This is a genomic window from Embleya sp. NPDC056575, assembly GCF_042793325.1.
Classification (GTDB): domain Bacteria; phylum Actinomycetota; class Actinomycetes; order Streptomycetales; family Streptomycetaceae; genus Embleya.
Genome location: NZ_JBHTVA010000022.1, coordinates 124,398 through 141,754, shown reverse-complemented (window position 1 = coordinate 141,754; position 17,357 = coordinate 124,398). Strand labels below are relative to the sequence as shown.

At 72.3% G+C, this 17,357-nt stretch carries 15 protein-coding genes; 8 read left to right on the top strand and 7 right to left on the bottom strand.

The window, feature by feature from the left end; genetic code table 11:
* Position 1: 1 nt before the first annotated feature.
* From ACFRCG_RS19350 to ACFRCG_RS19315, 8 genes are all read left to right on the top strand, one after another.
* Positions 2–2,902: an amino acid adenylation domain-containing protein gene (locus ACFRCG_RS19350; RefSeq protein WP_380033004.1), complete on the top strand. Its 2,901-nt coding sequence runs from the start codon at positions 2–4 to the stop codon at positions 2,900–2,902.
* Positions 2,895–3,677, top strand: a complete 783-nt coding sequence (locus tag ACFRCG_RS19345) for a thioesterase II family protein (RefSeq protein WP_380033002.1) — start codon at positions 2,895–2,897, stop codon at positions 3,675–3,677. The genes ACFRCG_RS19350 and ACFRCG_RS19345 overlap by 8 nt, the downstream gene beginning before the upstream one ends.
* Before the next feature lie 130 nt (positions 3,678–3,807).
* A complete protein-coding gene (locus ACFRCG_RS19340) occupies positions 3,808–4,215 on the top strand; it encodes a RidA family protein (protein WP_380033001.1) in 408 nt (135 codons plus the stop codon).
* A gap of 96 nt (positions 4,216–4,311) precedes the next feature.
* Positions 4,312–6,525 (top strand): MMPL family transporter, encoded by a 2,214-nt coding sequence (locus tag ACFRCG_RS19335; RefSeq protein WP_380032999.1) that lies wholly within the window; start codon positions 4,312–4,314, stop codon positions 6,523–6,525.
* Positions 6,526–6,530: 5 nt separating this feature from the next.
* Complete coding sequence (locus ACFRCG_RS19330) at positions 6,531–7,763, top strand: sensor histidine kinase (RefSeq protein ID WP_380032997.1); 1,233 nt, start codon at positions 6,531–6,533, stop codon at positions 7,761–7,763.
* Positions 7,760–8,440 carry a response regulator gene (locus tag ACFRCG_RS19325; RefSeq protein ID WP_380032995.1) on the top strand — a complete coding sequence of 227 codons (681 nt, stop codon included), beginning with the start codon at positions 7,760–7,762 and terminating at the stop codon, positions 8,438–8,440. The genes ACFRCG_RS19330 and ACFRCG_RS19325 overlap by 4 nt, the downstream gene beginning before the upstream one ends.
* A gap of 423 nt (positions 8,441–8,863) precedes the next feature.
* A complete protein-coding gene (locus ACFRCG_RS19320; protein WP_380032993.1) occupies positions 8,864–9,994 on the top strand; it encodes a DNA gyrase subunit B in 1,131 nt (376 codons plus the stop codon).
* Positions 9,995–10,238: 244 nt separating this feature from the next.
* Positions 10,239–10,562 carry a plasmid stabilization protein gene (locus ACFRCG_RS19315; RefSeq protein WP_380032992.1) on the top strand — a complete coding sequence of 108 codons (324 nt, stop codon included), beginning with the start codon at positions 10,239–10,241 and terminating at the stop codon, positions 10,560–10,562.
* Between the two features lie 137 nt (positions 10,563–10,699).
* Here ACFRCG_RS19315 and ACFRCG_RS19310 read toward each other — a convergent pair whose 3' ends face one another.
* The 7 genes from ACFRCG_RS19310 to ACFRCG_RS19280 form a co-directional block, all read right to left on the bottom strand.
* Entirely contained in the window at positions 10,700–11,260 is a 561-nt protein-coding gene (locus ACFRCG_RS19310) for a type 1 glutamine amidotransferase domain-containing protein (RefSeq protein ID WP_380032991.1), read from the bottom strand.
* An 87-nt stretch (positions 11,261–11,347) separates the two neighbouring features.
* Complete coding sequence (locus tag ACFRCG_RS19305) at positions 11,348–11,788, bottom strand: response regulator (protein WP_380032990.1); 441 nt, start codon at positions 11,786–11,788, stop codon at positions 11,348–11,350.
* 59 nt (positions 11,789–11,847) lie between these two features.
* Complete coding sequence (locus tag ACFRCG_RS19300; protein ID WP_380032989.1) at positions 11,848–12,132, bottom strand: DUF6479 family protein; 285 nt, start codon at positions 12,130–12,132, stop codon at positions 11,848–11,850.
* A 351-nt stretch (positions 12,133–12,483) separates the two neighbouring features.
* Positions 12,484–12,654, bottom strand: a complete 171-nt coding sequence (locus tag ACFRCG_RS19295) for a hydrophobic protein (protein ID WP_380032987.1) — start codon at positions 12,652–12,654, stop codon at positions 12,484–12,486.
* 368 nt (positions 12,655–13,022) lie between these two features.
* Positions 13,023–14,498: an aminotransferase class I/II-fold pyridoxal phosphate-dependent enzyme gene (locus ACFRCG_RS19290; protein ID WP_380032985.1), complete on the bottom strand. Its 1,476-nt coding sequence runs from the start codon at positions 14,496–14,498 to the stop codon at positions 13,023–13,025.
* 83 nt (positions 14,499–14,581) lie between these two features.
* Positions 14,582–14,986 (bottom strand): ATP-binding protein, encoded by a 405-nt coding sequence (locus ACFRCG_RS19285; RefSeq protein ID WP_380032983.1) that lies wholly within the window; start codon positions 14,984–14,986, stop codon positions 14,582–14,584.
* Between the two features lie 661 nt (positions 14,987–15,647).
* Positions 15,648–17,324, bottom strand: a complete 1,677-nt coding sequence (locus tag ACFRCG_RS19280; protein WP_380032981.1) for an alpha/beta fold hydrolase — start codon at positions 17,322–17,324, stop codon at positions 15,648–15,650.
* Between the last annotated feature and the right edge of the window lie 33 nt (positions 17,325–17,357).

Genomic DNA, 17,357 nt, shown 5'->3' with positions numbered 1-17,357 from the left:
GATGTTCGCGCACACCACGTGGCAGCGTCGCCTCGTCCGCGACTTCACCACCGCCTGGCGCCGCTGCGCCGCCGAGGACACCGACGCGGGTGTGCGCGGCGACCCCGAGCGGTCGCGCAACGCGCGTGCCGTGCTGGTTCACCACGGCTGGCACGACCTGCTGGTGAGCGCCGACGAGGGCGGCCTCGGCCTGGGCGGGACGGAGGCGGCGCTGCTCGCGGAGAGTCTGGGCCGAGCACTGCTGCCCGCCGAGGCGATGGATCCCGTACCGGCCGCACCCGCCCTGGCCCGGTGGGGCCTGCCGGGCGGATCGGGCGCGGATCGGGCGCGCGTGACCCTGTGCCCACCGACTCATCCCCGAGTGACCCGCGAGGACGGGACGAGCGCCTACCTCGCGCACGCCGTGCCCGATCTGCTCCTGGTCCCGGACGGCCCGAACGCGGTGCGCCCGATCGAGGGCGCGGACCTGCTCGCCGAAGAACTCGTCGGCCCCGACGGGCGATTGTGGGCGATCTCCGCCCGCCCGGCACCGATGGCCGGTCCGCTCGACGCGGGTACCCTGTGGGCCACCGCCGTACTGCTGCGCTGCGCGCACCTCCTCGGCGTCGGCGCCACCGCCCTCGACGCCGGCATCGAACGAGCCCGCGAGCGGCGCCAGTTCGGCCGGACGATCGGCAGCTACCAGGCGGTGGCGATCCCGCTCGCCGCACACCGGGCCCGGCAGGAGGCACTGCGCCTGGCGATCGGCGAGGAACTGCTGTGCCTGGCGGCGGATCCCGGCGCGGCCGAGGGCGTACTGGCCCGTGCCGAGGCGATCTTCGCCGCGCTGCGCCCCCTGGTGGAGGCGTGCGTCTCGCACGGTTCGCAGGTACACGGCGCGGCGGGCCTGGCGTGGGACGGCGTCGCCGCCCGCTGCCGGCGGCGCCTGCTCGCCGAGACGGCCGGCGAGGCCGGGTACACCCGCCACGACGGCCACCCGTACGCCCCGCCGTCCCGACGCCCACGCGTGATCGGTCCGCCGGCGCCCGCGGACGTGGTCGCGGTGGCCCGTCGGCGGGTGCCGCGAGTCGTCGAGGACACCGCCGTCGACCGGCCGGACGACGTGTGTGTGCACGAGTTGTTCGAGCGGACCGCGGCCCGCCACCCCGACCGGATCGCGTTGCGATTCGGGTCCACGACGCTGACCTATCGGGAACTGGACCGGCGGGCCGACCGCCTCGCGCACGTGTTGCGCGACCATGGCGTGGGCCCCGACGACCCGGTCGGAATCTGCATGGATCGCGGCGTCGACGCGATCGTCGCGATCCTGGCCGTGCTCAAGGCGGGCGGCGCCTACGTGCCGATCGATCCCGAATATCCCGCCGTGCGCGTCGAGTTCCTGATCCGCGACAGTGCGGCGGTACTGCTCCTGACCCACGAGTGGACGGGCGAGTGGCTGCCCGAGACGGATGTCCCGATCCTGTTCGTGGACACGATCGCGGACCGAATCGAGCAGGCTCCGAGCACGCCCGTGGGCGCCTCGGTCGTCGCCGACGGGCTGGCCTACCTGATCTACACCTCCGGATCCACCGGGACCCCCAAGGGCGTGGAGATCGAGCATCGCGGCCTGGTCAACCGACTCCTTTGGGACGCCAGCGTGTTCCCCTCGACGGACGCGGACACGATCCTGCAACACACCTCGCTCGGCTTCGACATCTCGGTCTGGGAGATCTTCGCCCCGCTGACCTCCGGCGCCTGCCTGGTCGTGGCCCCGCGCAAGGCGACCCGCGACCCGCACGCCCTGCTCGCCGAGTCGGCCGCGACCGGCGTCACCGTGCTGGCGTGCGTACCGTCGCTGCTCGACGTGCTGATCGAGGAACGCGAACCGTCCCTTGCCGAACTGCCGGACCTGCGACGAGTGTTCTGTGGCGGCGAAGTGTTGTCCCCGCAATTGTGCGCCCGCTTCCACGCCGCGGCCCCGGGCGTCGAACTGCACAACTTCTACGGCCCCAGCGAATGCACGATCGACGTCACCCACTGGCGGCTCGACCCCCGGGACGTCGAGGCGTCGGTGCCGATCGGGAGGCCCATCGACAACGTCCGCGTACACGTCCTGGACGAGTTCGGCACCCCGGTGCCGCTCGGCTTTCCCGGCGAACTGCACGTCGCCGGAGCGGGGGTGGCCCGGGGCTATCGAAGCCGCCCCGGCCTCACCGCGGCTCGCTTCGTTCCCGACCCGTTCACGCCCCGCCCCGGCGGCCGGCTCTACCGCACCGGCGACATCGTCACGCGGGCCCGCGACGGCGCGCTGTACTTCCGCGGCCGATCCGACCACCAGGTCAAGGTGCGCGGACACCGCATCGAACCCGGCGAGATCGAGGCGGCCCTGGAGGCGCACCCGGACGTCCATACGGCGGTGCTCCATGTGCTGGAGGGCCGGATCGAGGCACACGTACTGCCCGCCCCGGACGCCGGGTTCGACGAGCAGCGACTGCGCGCCCACCTGCGCGAGCGGCTGCCCGCGCACATGGTGCCCTCGGGCATCGGTACGCTCGCCGCCGTCCCGCTGGACGCCAACGGCAAGATCGACCGCCGCGCCCTGCCGAGCCTGGCCGCGCGAGGCGGCGGCACCGTTGCGGAGGTCGCGGGCGACGCGACCGAGCGGGCCCTGCTCGCGCTGGCCGGCCAGGTGCTCGGAGTGGACCGGCTCGCGCCCGGCGACGACTTCTTCGCGACGGGCGGCAGTTCGCTGGACGCGGCCCGATTCGTCGCGCGGGTACGGCGCGAACTGGGTGTCGAACTCGACCTGGAGGCGTTCTTCGCCGCGCCGACGATCGCGGCGGCGACGGCGGGAGCGGCCGGCTCCGCCGCCGAGCGAGCCTCGACTACCCCCGACACGACACGGGAGGACACCGATGGCTGATTCCGCGTCCTGGGTGCCGCCCACGCCCGAACCCGATCCCGGCTGCCGGGCGCGGCTGTACTGCTTCCCGCACGCCGGCGGCGCGAGCGGCACGTATCGTGCCTGGACGACGGAGCTGCGCCCGGACATCCAGGTCTGCCCCGTCGTCATGCCCGGCCGCGACACCAGGGTCGGCGAACCGATGCCGCCGGACATGGACACCCTGGCCACGGCGGCGGCGCACGGGCTGGCCGCGCACCTCGACACGGCGCCCGGTACGGCGTACGCCGTCTTCGGGCACAGCCTCGGGGCGATCACCGCCTACGAGACGGCCCGACGCCTCGCCGCCCGCGGCCGTCCGCCGCTGCTCCTGGTCGCCTCCGGCAGCGAGGCGCCGGACCGCGTGGCCGCGTCGACGCGTGGGCGACATCTGCTGCCCGACGACGCGTTCGTGGCCGAGGTGGCCCGCCTCGGCGGCAGCGCCGACGCCGGGCCGCACGAGGCGGAGCTGCTGCGTGCCCTGCTGCCCCGGCTGCGAGCCGACTACACGATCGCCGAGACGTACACGCACGTGCCCGGCGCGTCGCCGGATTGCCCGATCGTGGTCTACACGGGGACGGAGGACACGTCGGTCGACGAGGCCGGGCTGCGCGCCTGGGCGCGCCTTGGTCGCCCGGACCCGCCGACATCCGGCGTGCGACGTTTCCCGGGCGGGCACCTGTACCTGGACGACGCCCGGCCCTTCGTGCTGCGCGCGTTGCGCAGGGACCTCGGTGCCGTGCTCGATGCGTCGTGAGTGGGCGATTCCGGCCCTCCCGTGGTCACCTTTGGGTTCCTCGGGCACCGAAAAGTGCGTTCTTCCAGGTCAGGGATCGCTCTCTTATGGTTTCCGAGTAACCATCGGAGACCACTACGGAGGCAGCACCATGGCCATCACCCTCACCGACCCCGCCGGTCTGCCAAAGATCGACGTGTACCGCCAAGTGTCGGTCGGCACCGGGTCGAAGCTGGTCTTCCTGGCCGGTCAGGTCGCCTGGGACGCCGACGGGGTCACGGTCGGCGAGGGTGATCTGGCCGCGCAGGTCGAACAGTGCTACCGCAACGTCGCCACCGCCCTGGCCGGTGTCGGGGCGAGCTTCGACGACGTCGCGAAGTTGACCGTGCACGTGGTCGACTGGACGCCCGACAAGATGCCGCGACTCCTCGAGGGCATCGCCCGCGCCGGCGCCGCGCTGGGTGTCACGCCGGTGGCCCCGGCCACCCTCCTGGGCGTCGCCGCCCTGGACATTCCCGCCCATCTGGTCGAGGTCGAGGCCATCGCGATCCTGGACTGAAGCGACTCCCCGGGCCCGTTGTCCACCGATCGGTGGACAACGGGTTCCGTCGGTCGAGGCTGTCGAGGCGACCGGCCCGACGAACAGGATTCGGACATGACGAAACTTCCTGTTCGAGTGGCCGGGTGGAGTGCTCGGCGTCCCTGGTGGGCGATCGCCGGCTGGGTGCTGTTTGTCGCGTTGTGCCTCGGGGCCGGCATCGCCGCCGGCACGAATACGGCCACCAGCGAGGACTATCGGGTGGGCGAGGCCGGTCGCGGCGAAGCGCTGGCCGCCCAGGGCGGCCTGGAGCAGCGTCCGATGGAGCGGGTGCTGATCACCGCGAAGGCCGGCGCGGAACGGGTGGGCCCCGAGGCGGACGCCGCAGCCGGCGAGATCGCGGACCGTATGCGGCAATTGCCCGAGGTCGCGGCGGTCGGCGCGCCGGTGCGCGCGGCCGACGGCAGGGCCGTCCGCGTCGACGTCACCATGAAGGGCGAGGAACAGGACGGCAAGAAGCACGTCGACCCGCTCCTGGCACAGACCGCGAAGGTGCGGGCGGAACACCCGACGTTGCGGATCGAGGAGAGCGGCGGCCCCTCGATCAGCAAGGACGTCCAGGGCCAACGCGGCGACGACCTCGCCAAGACCGAGATGATCGCGCTGCCGATCACCCTGATCACGCTGTTCATCGTGTTCCGCTCGGCGGCGATGGCCGCCGTGCCGCTGGTGCTCGCGCTGTCCGCGATCGTGGCGGCCGTCGGCCTGTCGATGCTCGCGTCGCACGTCTTCCCGGACGCCGGGGTCGGCACCAACGTCATCCTGCTGATCGGCCTGGCCGTCGGCGTCGACTACGCGCTCTTCTACCTCAAGCGCGAACGCGAGGAACGGGCCCGCTCGGGCGGGCGACTCGACTCCCGGGCCCTGGTCGAACTGGCCGCCGCCACCTCCGGACACGCCGTCGTGGTCTCCGGGCTCGCGGTCGCCGCATCCAGCGCGACGCTGTTCCTGGCCGACGACGTGATCTTCTCCTCCATCGCCATCGGCGCGATCGTGGTCACGCTGGTCGCGGTGATCGGCTCGCTGACCGCGCTGCCCGCGCTGCTTGTCAAGCTCGGCGCCCGGTCCGAACGCCGCGCCGCGGCCAAGGCCGAGCGCGCGGCCCGCCGGGGCGAGCCGGTCGCCGCGAAGCCCGCGCGCAGCGGCGCCGGCCGGATCACCTCGGCCATCCTGCGGGTCACCGCCGCCCGCCCGGCCGCGACGCTCGCCGTCGCCGTGTTCGCCATGCTGGCCCTGGCCGCCCCGCTCGCGAACCTGAAACTGACCGACATCGGCCGCGAGACCTACTCCCGGGACCTGCCCGCCATGGACACCTGGCACCGGCAGAACGAGGCGTTCCCGGAGCTGAAGTCGATGCACCAGGTCGTGGTCCGCGCCGACGCCGGCCGGGCCGACGAGGTGGCCGGCGCGCTGCGCGAGCTGGAGGTACGGGCCAAGACCGACCCGGCGCTCGCCGGCATCGCCGAACTGCGCACCTCGCCCGACCACCGGATCACCATGCTGGAACTGCGCGTACCGCACTTCGTCGGCACCGACACGGCGCAGGACTCCCTCGATCGGGTCCGCGACGACTACGTACCGGCCACGATCGGCCGACTGCGCGGGGTCGACGTGGCGGTCACCGGCGACGTGGCCCGCTACGCGGACTATCCCGAACACCAGAAGACCAAGCTGCCGATGATCGTCACGACACTGCTCCTGGTGACTTTCGTGATCACCGTGATCGCGTTCGGCTCGGTGGTCCTGGGCCTGCTCGGCATGCTGCTCAACCTGCTGTCCGCCGGCGCCGCGCTCGGGCTGCTCGTCCTGGTCTTCCAGGGGAGCTGGGCCGAGGCGCTGCTCGACTTCGACTCGACCGGCTCGATCGGCTCCCGGGTGCCGCTGTTCCTGTTCGTGATCCTGTTCGGACTGTCCATGGACTACCAGGTGTTCGTGATCAGTCGCATCCACGAGGCCGTGCGGCGCGGCGTGTCGACCCGGCAGGCCGTACTCGACGGGATCGGCAACTCGGCGGGCGTGGTCACCAGCGCCGCGTTCGTGATGGTCACCGTGTTCGCCAGTTTCATCGGCCTGCACCTGATCGAGATGAAGGAGTTCGGCTTCAGTCTCGCGGTGGCCGTGCTTTTGGACGCGTTCGTGATCCGGATCATGATCCTGCCCGCCGCCATGCTGCTGCTGGGCGAACGCAGCTGGTGGCCGGCGATCGGGCTGCGCCGGGGCCGGGGGCGCACCCCCGCCGCCGAGGCTCGACCGATTCGAACCGTAGGCTGAGCGCCATGTTCGAACGGCCGCGGTCCACCGAGCGTTTTCCCATGTGGACGCCGCACCGCTGGTACATCCTGTTCTGGGTACTGCTCGGGCTGGGCCCGATGGCCCTGGCCGGGGCGGGCGACTCCGGTGCGAGGCGGCTGTGGGCGGTCGGGCTGCCGGTCCTGCTCGGCCTGTGCTACCTGATCGTGCGGGTGTTCCCGGGCAACCGGGTGCTGCGGCCGAGCGCCTTCCCGGCGGTGCTGATCGTCGGCCTGGTCGCGCTGGCCTATGTGCGCGACGGCGGTGCGTCGTTGTACGTGGCGAGCCTTCCGCACTTCTGGTTCGCCGCCCGCGCCCCCTATCCCTCGATCATGCGCAGCGGCGTCGCCGCCGCCGGCACCGTGCTCGGCGGCGTCGCCTCGCAGGGCTGGAGTCCGGACCTGCTCACCGGGAACACCACGGCGACCCTGATCGCCTACGCGGTGAGTGTGCCGGTCGGCCTGTCGGTACATCGCTACATCGAGCAGAACGGGGCTCGCGTACGGGCCCTGGACAGCGAACTCGCCGGCGCCCGGGAGCGGTTGGCCGACGCCGATCTGCGCCGGGGCGCCGCGGAGGAGCGGGAGCGGCTGGCCCGGGAGATCCACGACACCCTCGCCCAGGGGTTCGCGTCCATCGTGGTCCTCGCGGAGGCCGCGCGCTCGGGCCTGGCGAACGATCCGGACACGAGCGCGCGGCAGTTGTCGTCGATCGAGCGCACCGCCCGGGAGAACCTGGCCGAGGCCCGGGTACTGGTCGGCGCGGCCCCGCAGAGCGGCCTGGTCACCGGATCGCCGGCCCGGGTGCTGCGCCGGACCCTGGACCGTTTCGCCCAGGACACGGGGATCACGGTCGACGCCGAACTGCCCGACGTCGAGTGTGACCAGCGCACCCGGATCGCGCTGCTGCGCTGTACGCAGGAGTCGTTGGCCAACATCCGCAAACACGCGGACGCCGGCACGGTGGGTGTGGTGCTCACCCGGGTCGCCGATGGTGTGGAACTGGAGATCACCGACGACGGGCGGGGGTTCGTGGTGGATGAGGCCCGCGGCTTCGGCCTGGACGGGATGCGCCGGCGACTGGCCGAGCTGGGCGGCGAGTTGTCGGTCACCAGTTCGGTCGGGGACGGTACCCGGATCCTGGCGATGATTCCCGTCGACGGTGCGGTCGGGGCGGATGTGGCGGATGTGCACGACTACCGGCGGGAGAGCGCGACATGAGCGGCGACACGAGCGGGGAGACGCTGCGCGTCGTCGTGGTCGACGACCACTCGGTGATGCGGGCGGGGGTGGTCGCGCTGCTGGCCGCGGACCCCACGATCGAGATCGTCGGGGAGGCGGGCGACGGGTTGGCCGCGGTCGAGTTGGTCGAGCGGCTCGAACCGGATGTGGCGCTGCTCGACCTGCGCATGCCGGTCCTGGGCGGGGTGGCCGCCACCGTCCGCATCGTGGGACTGCGCAAGCGGACCCGGGTGTTGATCCTGACGACCTACGACACCGACGCCGAGATCGAGAGCGCGGTCGAGGCCGGCGCCATCGGCTATCTGCTCAAGGACGCCACCCGCGAACAACTGGTCGACGCCATCCGCTCGGCGGCCCGGGGCCAGACCGTACTGGCGCCCAGGGTCGCGGAGCGCCTGGTCGCCCGGATGCGCCGACCCGCCCCGGTGGTGCTCACCACCCGCGAGATCCAGGTCCTGAACGCGGTGGCGGACGGGCTGTCCAACGCGGACATCGGCGCCCGGTTGGTGATCGCGGAGGCCACGGTCAAGACCCACCTGCTCCGCATCTTCGCCAAACTCGACGTCAGCGACCGCACCCACGCGGTGGTCACCGCGATCGAGACGGGGCTGCTGCCTCGGGGCGAGGGCGCCGACGGGAACACGGCACGCGGGTGAGCCCGCGAGTGGGATGATCGCGGACACCCGGGCCGGGGCGGTCAAGGTGGTGCGGCCGGACCCGGCCGAGCACGCGGACTTCCGGCTGCGGTTGCGTCGCACCCTTACCCATGGCGCTCGCGTCGCCCGGACGCCCAACGGGCCCGATCGTCCGCGCAGTTCGCCGGGACCACCGATCGCCGGCGCGGAACGGGCCCGGGAGAAAAAGAATCGGTGACCTGGAGGGCGTCGAGAATGGCCCCGAACGGGGGCTGGGCCGACCCGCACGCGTGCTCGGGCGGGGGTTCGCGAGGGTCGGGGCCGCCCCCTCCGGGGAGGCGTTCAGCCAGCCCCTCGCGGGATCGGCATACCGGCTCTGACCTGGTGTTTTCCCGAGATTTGCCTAGGCTGGGGGTCCTGTCGCAAGTTGTCGAAGGGGATATCGTGAGCAACGACGCCGGCACGTACGACGCGAGCCATATCCGGCTGCTCCACGGAGCGGAGGCGATTCGGGCGCGGCCGGGGATGTACATCGGCTCGACCGGTGAACGCGGCCTGAATCACATGGTGTGCGAGGTCGTCGATCGGGCGGTGAACGAGATCCTGGCCGGCGCCGGCGGCTCCGTCGACATCACGTTCCTGCCCGACGGCGCCGTGTGCGTCGCCGACGACGGGCTCGGAGTGCCCGACCTGGAGGGCCTGTTGACCCGAATGTCGGTCGGGGTGCGGCCCGTCGGCCGTCGTGAAGTGACGCTCCTGCACGGTGCGGAACTGTCCGTCGTCAACGCCCTGTCGAGCCGACTGACGGCCGAGGTGCGGCGGGACGGGGTCCGTTGGGTCCAGGAGTACGCGCGTGGTGAAGCCGTCACTCCGCTCACCGAGTCGGGGGCGGCCGTCGGGAGCGGGACCACCCTGACCTTCCGGCCCGATGCCGAGATCTTCACCACCACGGAGCACTCGTTCGACGGGTCGGCCGAGCGCTGCCGAGAACTGGCCTTCCTGTACCGGGAGTTGCAGATCTCGCTGACCGACCGGCGCGGCCCCGGCCGGCCCGGGTCGACGCGGTATCGATTCCCGGGCGGGACGCGGGACTTCGTCGCGTTTCTCGACGATTCGGCGACGGCGGCCACCTCCATGGACATCGTCCACGTCGAGTGCGAGGACGTGCGGATGGCGGGGACGCTGGAGGTGGCCCTGCGCTGGGGCGGCTCCACCGAGGAGCGGGTCCGCGGTTTCGCCAACAGTCGGCCCACCGTCGGCGGCACGCACGTGATGGGCTTTCGCGATGGGCTGACGGCCGCGCTCACCGCGTACGCGCGAGAGCGAGGGTTGCTGACGGCGACGGATCCCGATCTCGACATGGACCGGATCGGCGTGGGCCTGATCGCGGTCGTATCGGTGAAGCTGGACGGTCCCGAGTTCGAGGGCTCCACCCGTCGGGTGTTGGGCAATTCCCCGGTGCGCGCCTGTGTCCGCGACGCCGTTCGGGACCGGCTCGGCAGGTGGCTGGGCGAGCACTCCGAGGTCGCCCTCGGGCTTGTCGAGCGCATCGCTCGGCGCTCTCCCCGGGGTTGAGCCGACGCGTGGCCGCCACCGGCGCGAACGCGCCTATCCGCCGGTCGGCCACGGGTGGACGAGCAGGCCCGCTACCTGGGCTACGTCAACGGCACCCGCGCCGCGCTGCGCCGAATGCGCCCGCGCGACAGCGGCACCATCGTCCAGGTCGACCCGCGGCCGTGGTACCGGGCCGCATGCTCGTGGACAGGCCGGGTACGGGCCGTGTTGTCCGATTTTCACTCGGTGAGACAGGAGGGGCGCCATGCCCAGGGGATCGAGTCCCAAGCGGGAACGGCAGTACGAGCACATCAAGGACAGCGCGAAGAAGCGCGGTGAATCCACCAAGCGCGCCGAGGAGATCGCGGCCCGCACGGTGAACAAGGAACGTGCCCAGGCGGGCGAGTCCAAGACCGCGAGCCGCACGTCGCTGAAAGACATGCCCGCCAGTCGTCGAGGCGGCAAACATTCGCACTCCGGGTCCACCGGGCCCACCTACGACCAGCTCTACGCGGACGCCAAACGCCGCGACATCAAAGGCCGTTCCTCGATGAACAAGAAGCAGCTCCAGCAGGCGCTGGGCAACTGAGCGCCGTCCGGTCGCGTCTTCGCACAAACGCGAAACCGCCCCCGATCGACCTGTGTCGGCGGGGGCGGGTTCGCGCTGCGACGGTCGGCTACCGGCTACCGGCTACCGGCTACCGGCTACCGGCTACCGGCTACCGGCTACCGGCCGAGGATCGTTTCGATCTGGCCGAGGAAGTCCTTGATGTCGCCCGGATTGCGCGAGGTGATCATGACGAAGTCGCCCGTGTCGTCGCGGACCACCGACTCGTCGAGCCAGCGGCCGCCGGCGTTGCGGATGTCCGTCGCGACCGAGGGATACGAGGTCAGCGTGCGGTCGCGGACGACGTCGGCCTCGACCAGCAACCACGGGCCGTGGCAGATGGCGGCCACGGGGCGGCCGGACGTGGTGAAGGAACGCACGATCGCGAGCGCGGTTTCGTTCAGCCGCAGCGAGTCGGCGTTGAGCGTGCCGCCGGGCACGAGCAGCAGGTCGTAGCCGGCGGGGTCCACGTCGGTGAGGACGAGCGTGGGTTCCACGGCCACGCCCGGGTCCTTGTCGCTCACGAGCGTGCGGATCGGCTCCGCCGAGGGCGCCGCGATGGCCACCTCCGCGCCGGATTCGCGCAGTTCCCGGACGGGGACGACCAGTTCGTCCTGCTCGACCCCGTAGTTGGTGACGATCGCCAGGACGCGCCGGTCGGACAGGTCGTTTTCGGTCATGGTGCCGGGCCTTTCGATTCACGGTTCACGGTTCACGGTCACGGCGCCGATTCGTCGGCCGCTACCGTGTGGTGCGCCGCCCCGTGTTCACATCTGGTCGGGCAGGCGCACGATCGAGCGGAAGAAGTCGTCGACCCCGCGGACGATCGCCACGAAGTGGTCCAGATTCACGGGCTTGGTCACGTACGCGTTGGCGTGCAGGTCGTAGCTTCGCAGGATGTCCTCCTCGGCGGACGAGGAGGCGAGTACCACCACGGGTATCCGCCGCAGGTCGGCATCGGCCTTCAGGTGTTCGAGCACCTCTCGGCCACCCATCCGGGGCAACTGGAGATCCAGCAGGATCAGGTCCGGCCGGGGCGCGTCCTCGTAGCCCGCGCGTCGGTGCAGGAAGTCCAGGGCCGCGACACCGTCGCCCACCACACGCAGGGAACTGGGGACGCCGTCCGCGAAAGCCTCCCGCGTCAGCAGCACATCCCCGGGATCGTCCTCGACCAGCAGGACCTCGATCGCCACCCCACGCTCGTTCACCTCCGAAGTCTGGCCCGAGACCGGCCCCGTCAAACCGGGCTCCGGCCGGTACCCCACCATCAGCCCCGGCCGTCCCCGCTCGGGTCGGCGGGGCGGGAGCCGAGGTTGCCGAAGCCGGGCTGCTCGTGCGGGCCGCGCCGGTGGCCGTCCCGAGGAACCTCGGAGGGTTCGCGCCTGCCGATGTCGTCGCGTATCGCCGGGCCGCCGGCAATGCCGCCGTGCGGCGGCGGGGGCGGCGGGCGGCGCCTGCGGCGGACACCGGCCACCACCGGGATGATGAGCAGGACGGCGAGCAGGAGCGCGGCGGCGATGCCCACCGCGGCAAGGGGCGTCACATCTGTCATGCCGCACGGCTACCCCGACTTCCTGTCGGCACCGGGTGCGGCGGTGATTTTTTCGTGGCCCGCGCCACGCCCCGGACGGCGGACCCGGATCGGCGGGAATTCGCTCCGGTCGACAGCGATAACCGCCGCGCGAATCCGTAGCGGGGCTCACGGGAATCACACGTGACTCGCCGTAATCCCGCCAGGCACGTGGATTCCCACGGGGCTCGCCGGAATCGCACGAGGCTCGTGGGAATAGAGATGTGCGCGGGAGAGCCGGGAAAGGCGGGTGCGCCGGTGCGGATGTTCGAAATCCGAACGCACCGTCGCCCCGCCTTCCGGAGGCCGCGCCGTCGGGGCGCGTATTTCGGATTACCAGCGATACCAGCGGCCTCGGCTCCCGCCGGTGCCGGTCGAGCGGAACAGGAAGCCCAGCAGCCAGATGACCAGGACGGCTACGGCGACCCACCACAGCACCTTGAGCGCGAATCCGGCGCCGAAGAGGATCAGGGCCAGAAGCAGAACGACAAGAAGGGGAATCATGGTTTGTACCTCCGCTCCGTGCGTGCCCCGGTCTCCGGCACCCATTCCTGAGGGCCGCCAGGTTTTACCGACGATTTCCGGCGGGCCCCGGTGTTCCCCGGTTTTCGGTGTTCCCCGCGGATTCCCGCGCGGCGGGTCGGCGCGAAGTTCGGGCGACTGTGTGTTCCCCTGGAGATGTCCCTGTGTCATCGGGGCGGCGGACAGCGTGATACGGCGACGCCCCGGATGGCGCCCCGTGTATTGGGCCTCGTTCCCGCCGGTTCCGTGCCGCCGGGCATCGCCCGCCCGCTCCCTTCACGGGGTGTGGGCGGGCCGTGAGGTGGAAGGGATCGATGGGTGGCTCCGCCCCGGGCCGTGCTCGACGTCCGCTAGGTGTCGGTGCGGTCGGCCACGACACGGATGGTGTCCAGTCCGGGGTCCACGGCGTCCGGGACGACCATGCCGGCACGTACTCCCGAAGTCAGGTAGTCGACGACGGGGCGGGTGAGGCGTTCGCCCGGCAGGACGGCGGGGATGCCCGGCGGGTAGGGGGTGAGCATTTCGGCGCAGACCCGGCCGATCGCCGCGCGGGCGGACACCTGCTCGGTCTCGGCGAAGAACGCGTCCCTGGGCAACTGCGCCTGTTCCAGGCGTAGTTCACCTGGATCGGGGACGTGGACCGGGGCCCGTGCGGACGCCGTCGCCGGCGGTGTCGCGGCCAGGGCACGCAGGGCGTGGGTGAGTGTCGCGGTGGTGCGGTCGTCGTCGGCGTAGGTCAGCTGGGCGCTGATCCGGCGGTGGTCGGATACGTGGAGGTTGATCCGGTGCTGCTCGCGCAGCCAGTCGGCGGCGGCGTAACCGGTCGGGCCCAGCGCGGAGATGTCGATGACGATCTGCAGCGGATCGAGGTCGTGGGCGCGGTCGGGGCCGAGGAATTCGGCGCGGTTCACATGCAGGCCGTCGATGTCCTCGATGGTCGCGCGCACGTCGTGCGCCCGATGCAGCGCCGCGTCCAGGAGTTCGTGGCCCTTGGCGACCATGTGTGCGCGCCATCCGTCGAGCGCGGCGTGGATCAGCACGTTGGGGCTGGTCGTGCCGAGCAGGTCCGCGCGGGCGCGCAGGACGTGCGGATCGACCAGGTCGCCCTGGTGGTGGAAGACCGAACTCTGTTCGAGACCACCACCCATCTTGTGCACGCTGGTCACGCAGACGTCGGCGCCGGCGTCCATCGCCCACGTGGGCAGATCGGGATGGAAGGGCAGGTGCGCGCCCCACGCCTCGTCGACGATGAGCGGGCGGTCGCGCCGATGGCACACCTCGGCGATCCCGATCAGGTCGGCGCAGGTGCCGTAGGGCGTCGGGCTGGTCACCAGCGCGCCCCGGGCGTCGGGGTGGGCGGCGAAGGCGGCCTCGTACGCCTCGGCCCGGGGCGGATGCGCGAGGTGCAGTTCGGGGTCCCACGCGGGGTCCACCCAGATCGGGCGCACGCCGGAGAGGATCAGCCCGGACACCACGGACTTGTGCGCGTCGCGCGAGACCACCAGCTTCTCGTGCGGTCCCGCGACCGCGAGCATCGCGCTCTTGACCGACAGGGAACTGCCGCAGGTGGAGAAGAAGGTGTGCTCGGCGTGGACCGCCTCGGCCATCAACCCCTGGGCCCGTTCCAGGACCCGACCGGTGGACATGCGGTCGTCCAGTCCGGAGGTCGCGAGCACGTCGGAGCCGAACACGGCCCGCCCCAGGACGGCCATCGTGTGGGCGTCGATGCCCCGGCCCTGCTTGTGGCCCGGTGGGGTGAAGGGCGTGTAGGCGCGTTCGTGGTAGGCGGTCAGGGCGTCCAGGACGGGGGTTTCCGACTGATCCATGCTGCTGCGACTGCCCGTTCCGCCGCGCCTGACACGCGGCGGGTGGGCGCGCCGGGTGTCCCGCGCCGCCGCCCCGGGCCGGGTCAGCGGCGGATGTGCGCGCGCACGAGTTTGCCCGTGGTGTGCTGCTCGACGGTCCAGTGCGTGGTGAGCAGGTCGAGCAGGTGGAGGCCGTGGCCGCCGTCGCCGTCCGCGGGACGTCGGAGCACGAGGAGTTCGCGGTGGTGATCCGCCACTTCGACGTCGACGCCGTCCGAGGTGCGGGTCAGCCGCAGGTGGGCCTCGCCGCCGGTGTGGCGCAGGGCGTTGCCCACGAGTTCGGAGACGACCTGGACGACGTCGTCCGCGCGCTCCTGCGGCCAACCCCATGCGCGGAGTCTGCCGCGCACCTCGGCACGCAACCGTGCCGGCGTGCCGGGGGTGTTCGGCAGGACCCGGAAGCGGATGTGGACCGGGGTGGAAGAGGGGGTGTGGGGAAGGGAGTTCATGTCGGGACTCCAGCCGATCCTGACGGATCTCGGTGCGGTGCCGGCGGCGACTGCCATTGCCGGCGTGCGTACGTCTGTCGCGGGGGTGTGGGCCCGAACCACGACAGCCGCGCCGGATGTGCACACCCGTCGTGCACCTCCGGGTCGGACGTGCGGCGACGGCGTCGCGGCACGTTTGCCGACCTGCGTCCGACGTCCTCGGATCCGATGGCTCCACCCACCTCTGCCCGGCCGCCCCGACCGCACACCCGGCATCGGGCACCTCACGAGTCACGCCACCCCGCACTCCACCCAACGGACGGTCCGCGTCGGCGAGTTGGTTACCGTGCGATATCTCGGCCGGGGTGCGATGGCGTCGCCGGGTGGGCACACGGATCGGGTGGGTCGATGGTTCGCCGAGTTCACGGCAGGTCCGGGCGCGAATCTCGCCCTGCCCGGGGCCGGCGCGACCGACGCGCGGTGGCGGGTGTTGGTCGCGACGGCTCGGGACGGGGGGTGGGTGCTGGACGGGGTCCGGCGCTACTGCTCGGGCGCGCTGATGTGTACACACGCCCTGGTCACCGCGGACACGGGGCAGGGGTCGAGGCTGTTTCGGATCGACCTCGACCACGTCGGCTGTCGGCCGCGGCCGGACTCGTGGGTAGGGCGGGCGGGCACCGCTTCACGCTTCCACGGTCGTGTCGGCGAGGTGGCGGGCGACCTCGGCCGGGGCGACGAGTTGCGGATAGTGGCCGGCGCCGGCGATCTCGGTCACGGGGTGGTCGACCGGGACGGCGAGTGGGTCCGCCGAGCCGACGAGGATCCGGACCGGGACCCGGAGGCGGGCCGACAGGGCCCGGGAGTGCTCGCGTTCGGCGACGGTGGTGCGCAGGGCGCGGACCACGCGCCCCGCCGCGCCGGGACGGCGCAGGTCGGCCGCCGCACCGGCCACCGCCGGGCTCTGCGGGACGCCGAGCGCTTCGGCCAGGCGGGCGGCAGACATCCGGCGCAACCTCGGGACGGCCGCGCCGGAGCGGGTGAGGCGGGCGGCGGGAGGTCGCAGGAACGCCGGGGCGACGAGGACGAGTGCGCCGACGCGCTCCGGATGCGCGGCGGCGAAGCGCAGCGCCGGGTCGCAGGCCGACGAGTGCGCGACCAGGACGGGGCGGGTGCGGACCGGGCGCAACAGGTCGGCCAGCCAGGCGTCCACCGAGTGCGCGGCGGCCGAGCGGCCCAGGCCGGGGAGGTCGGCGGCCAGGAACGGCTCGGTGAGGTGGGCGGCGACGGGTGCCCACAGGTCGGCGTTCAGCGGCAGGCCGTGCAGGAGGACGTGGGCGGGGCGGTGTCGTTCGCCGACCACCCACGTGGAGCTGCCGGCGACGGTGCGGAAGCCGTACGGGCTCGCCCAGGGCGTCGCGGTGCCGAAGCGGGTGGCCACCAGGTCGTCGGTCCACGCGCGCAGGGCGTCGCCGGCCGGGGGCATCGCCAGGCCGACGCGGGCCGCGAACGTGTGGGCTGAGGTGGTGGGGTAGCGGTCGGTGGACAGGAAGGACAACGTCTCGGGGTCGGCGTTGGTGAGCCGGCGCGGCAGTCGGCGCAGGAGGCCGACGGGGATGTTGCGCCGTGGGGCCGGTACGCCCGCGTGGTCGGCGATGGTGCGGACGAGTTCGGGCAGCGGGGGTGTGGTGTCGTCGAGGATCCAGTGGTGTTCGCCCGCCGGCGCTGCCGGGATCTCGGCCAGGAAGCGGACGAGGTGGTCGAGGGCGACGATCGGCACGAAGGTCTCGGGCCCGCCGGGCAGCGCGGGCAGTCGGCCGTGCCACAGGTCGCGGACCAGGCTCGCGAGGCCGATGTACTGGCCCGGTCCGATGACGACGCCGGGATTGGCGATGCTCAGCGGGATGCCCGATTCGCGGGCGCGGGCGCGTATCGCGAGATCGGCCTCCAGCTTCGACGCCTCGTACGCGCCCGATCCGGCGTAGTCGGGTGTGCCGTCGGGGGCGCTGACCCGGTATCCGCTGACGTGGACCAGTCGGCGCAGCCCGGGTAGGGAGGCGGCCCATTCGAGCACGTTGAGCGCACCGGTGACGTTGACCGCGCGCGCCTCGGCCTCGCCCAGGCCGAAGGCGTAGCGCCCGGCCGTGTTGTAGACGTCGGACACCTCGGGCAGCGCGGTGAGCGGACGGGTGATGTCGGCCCGGACGATGCTCAGGCCGCCGGTGTCGACGCCTCGGGAGGCGAGCCAGGGGGTGAGGGTGTCGCTGCGGACGGCGGCGGCCACGTGTTGGCCTCGGCCCAGCAACTCGGCGACGAGGGCACGGCCGATGAAGCCGGTCGCGCCGAAGACGATGGCGTCCATGGGGCTCCTTGGGTGATGTGACGATCGGTAGAC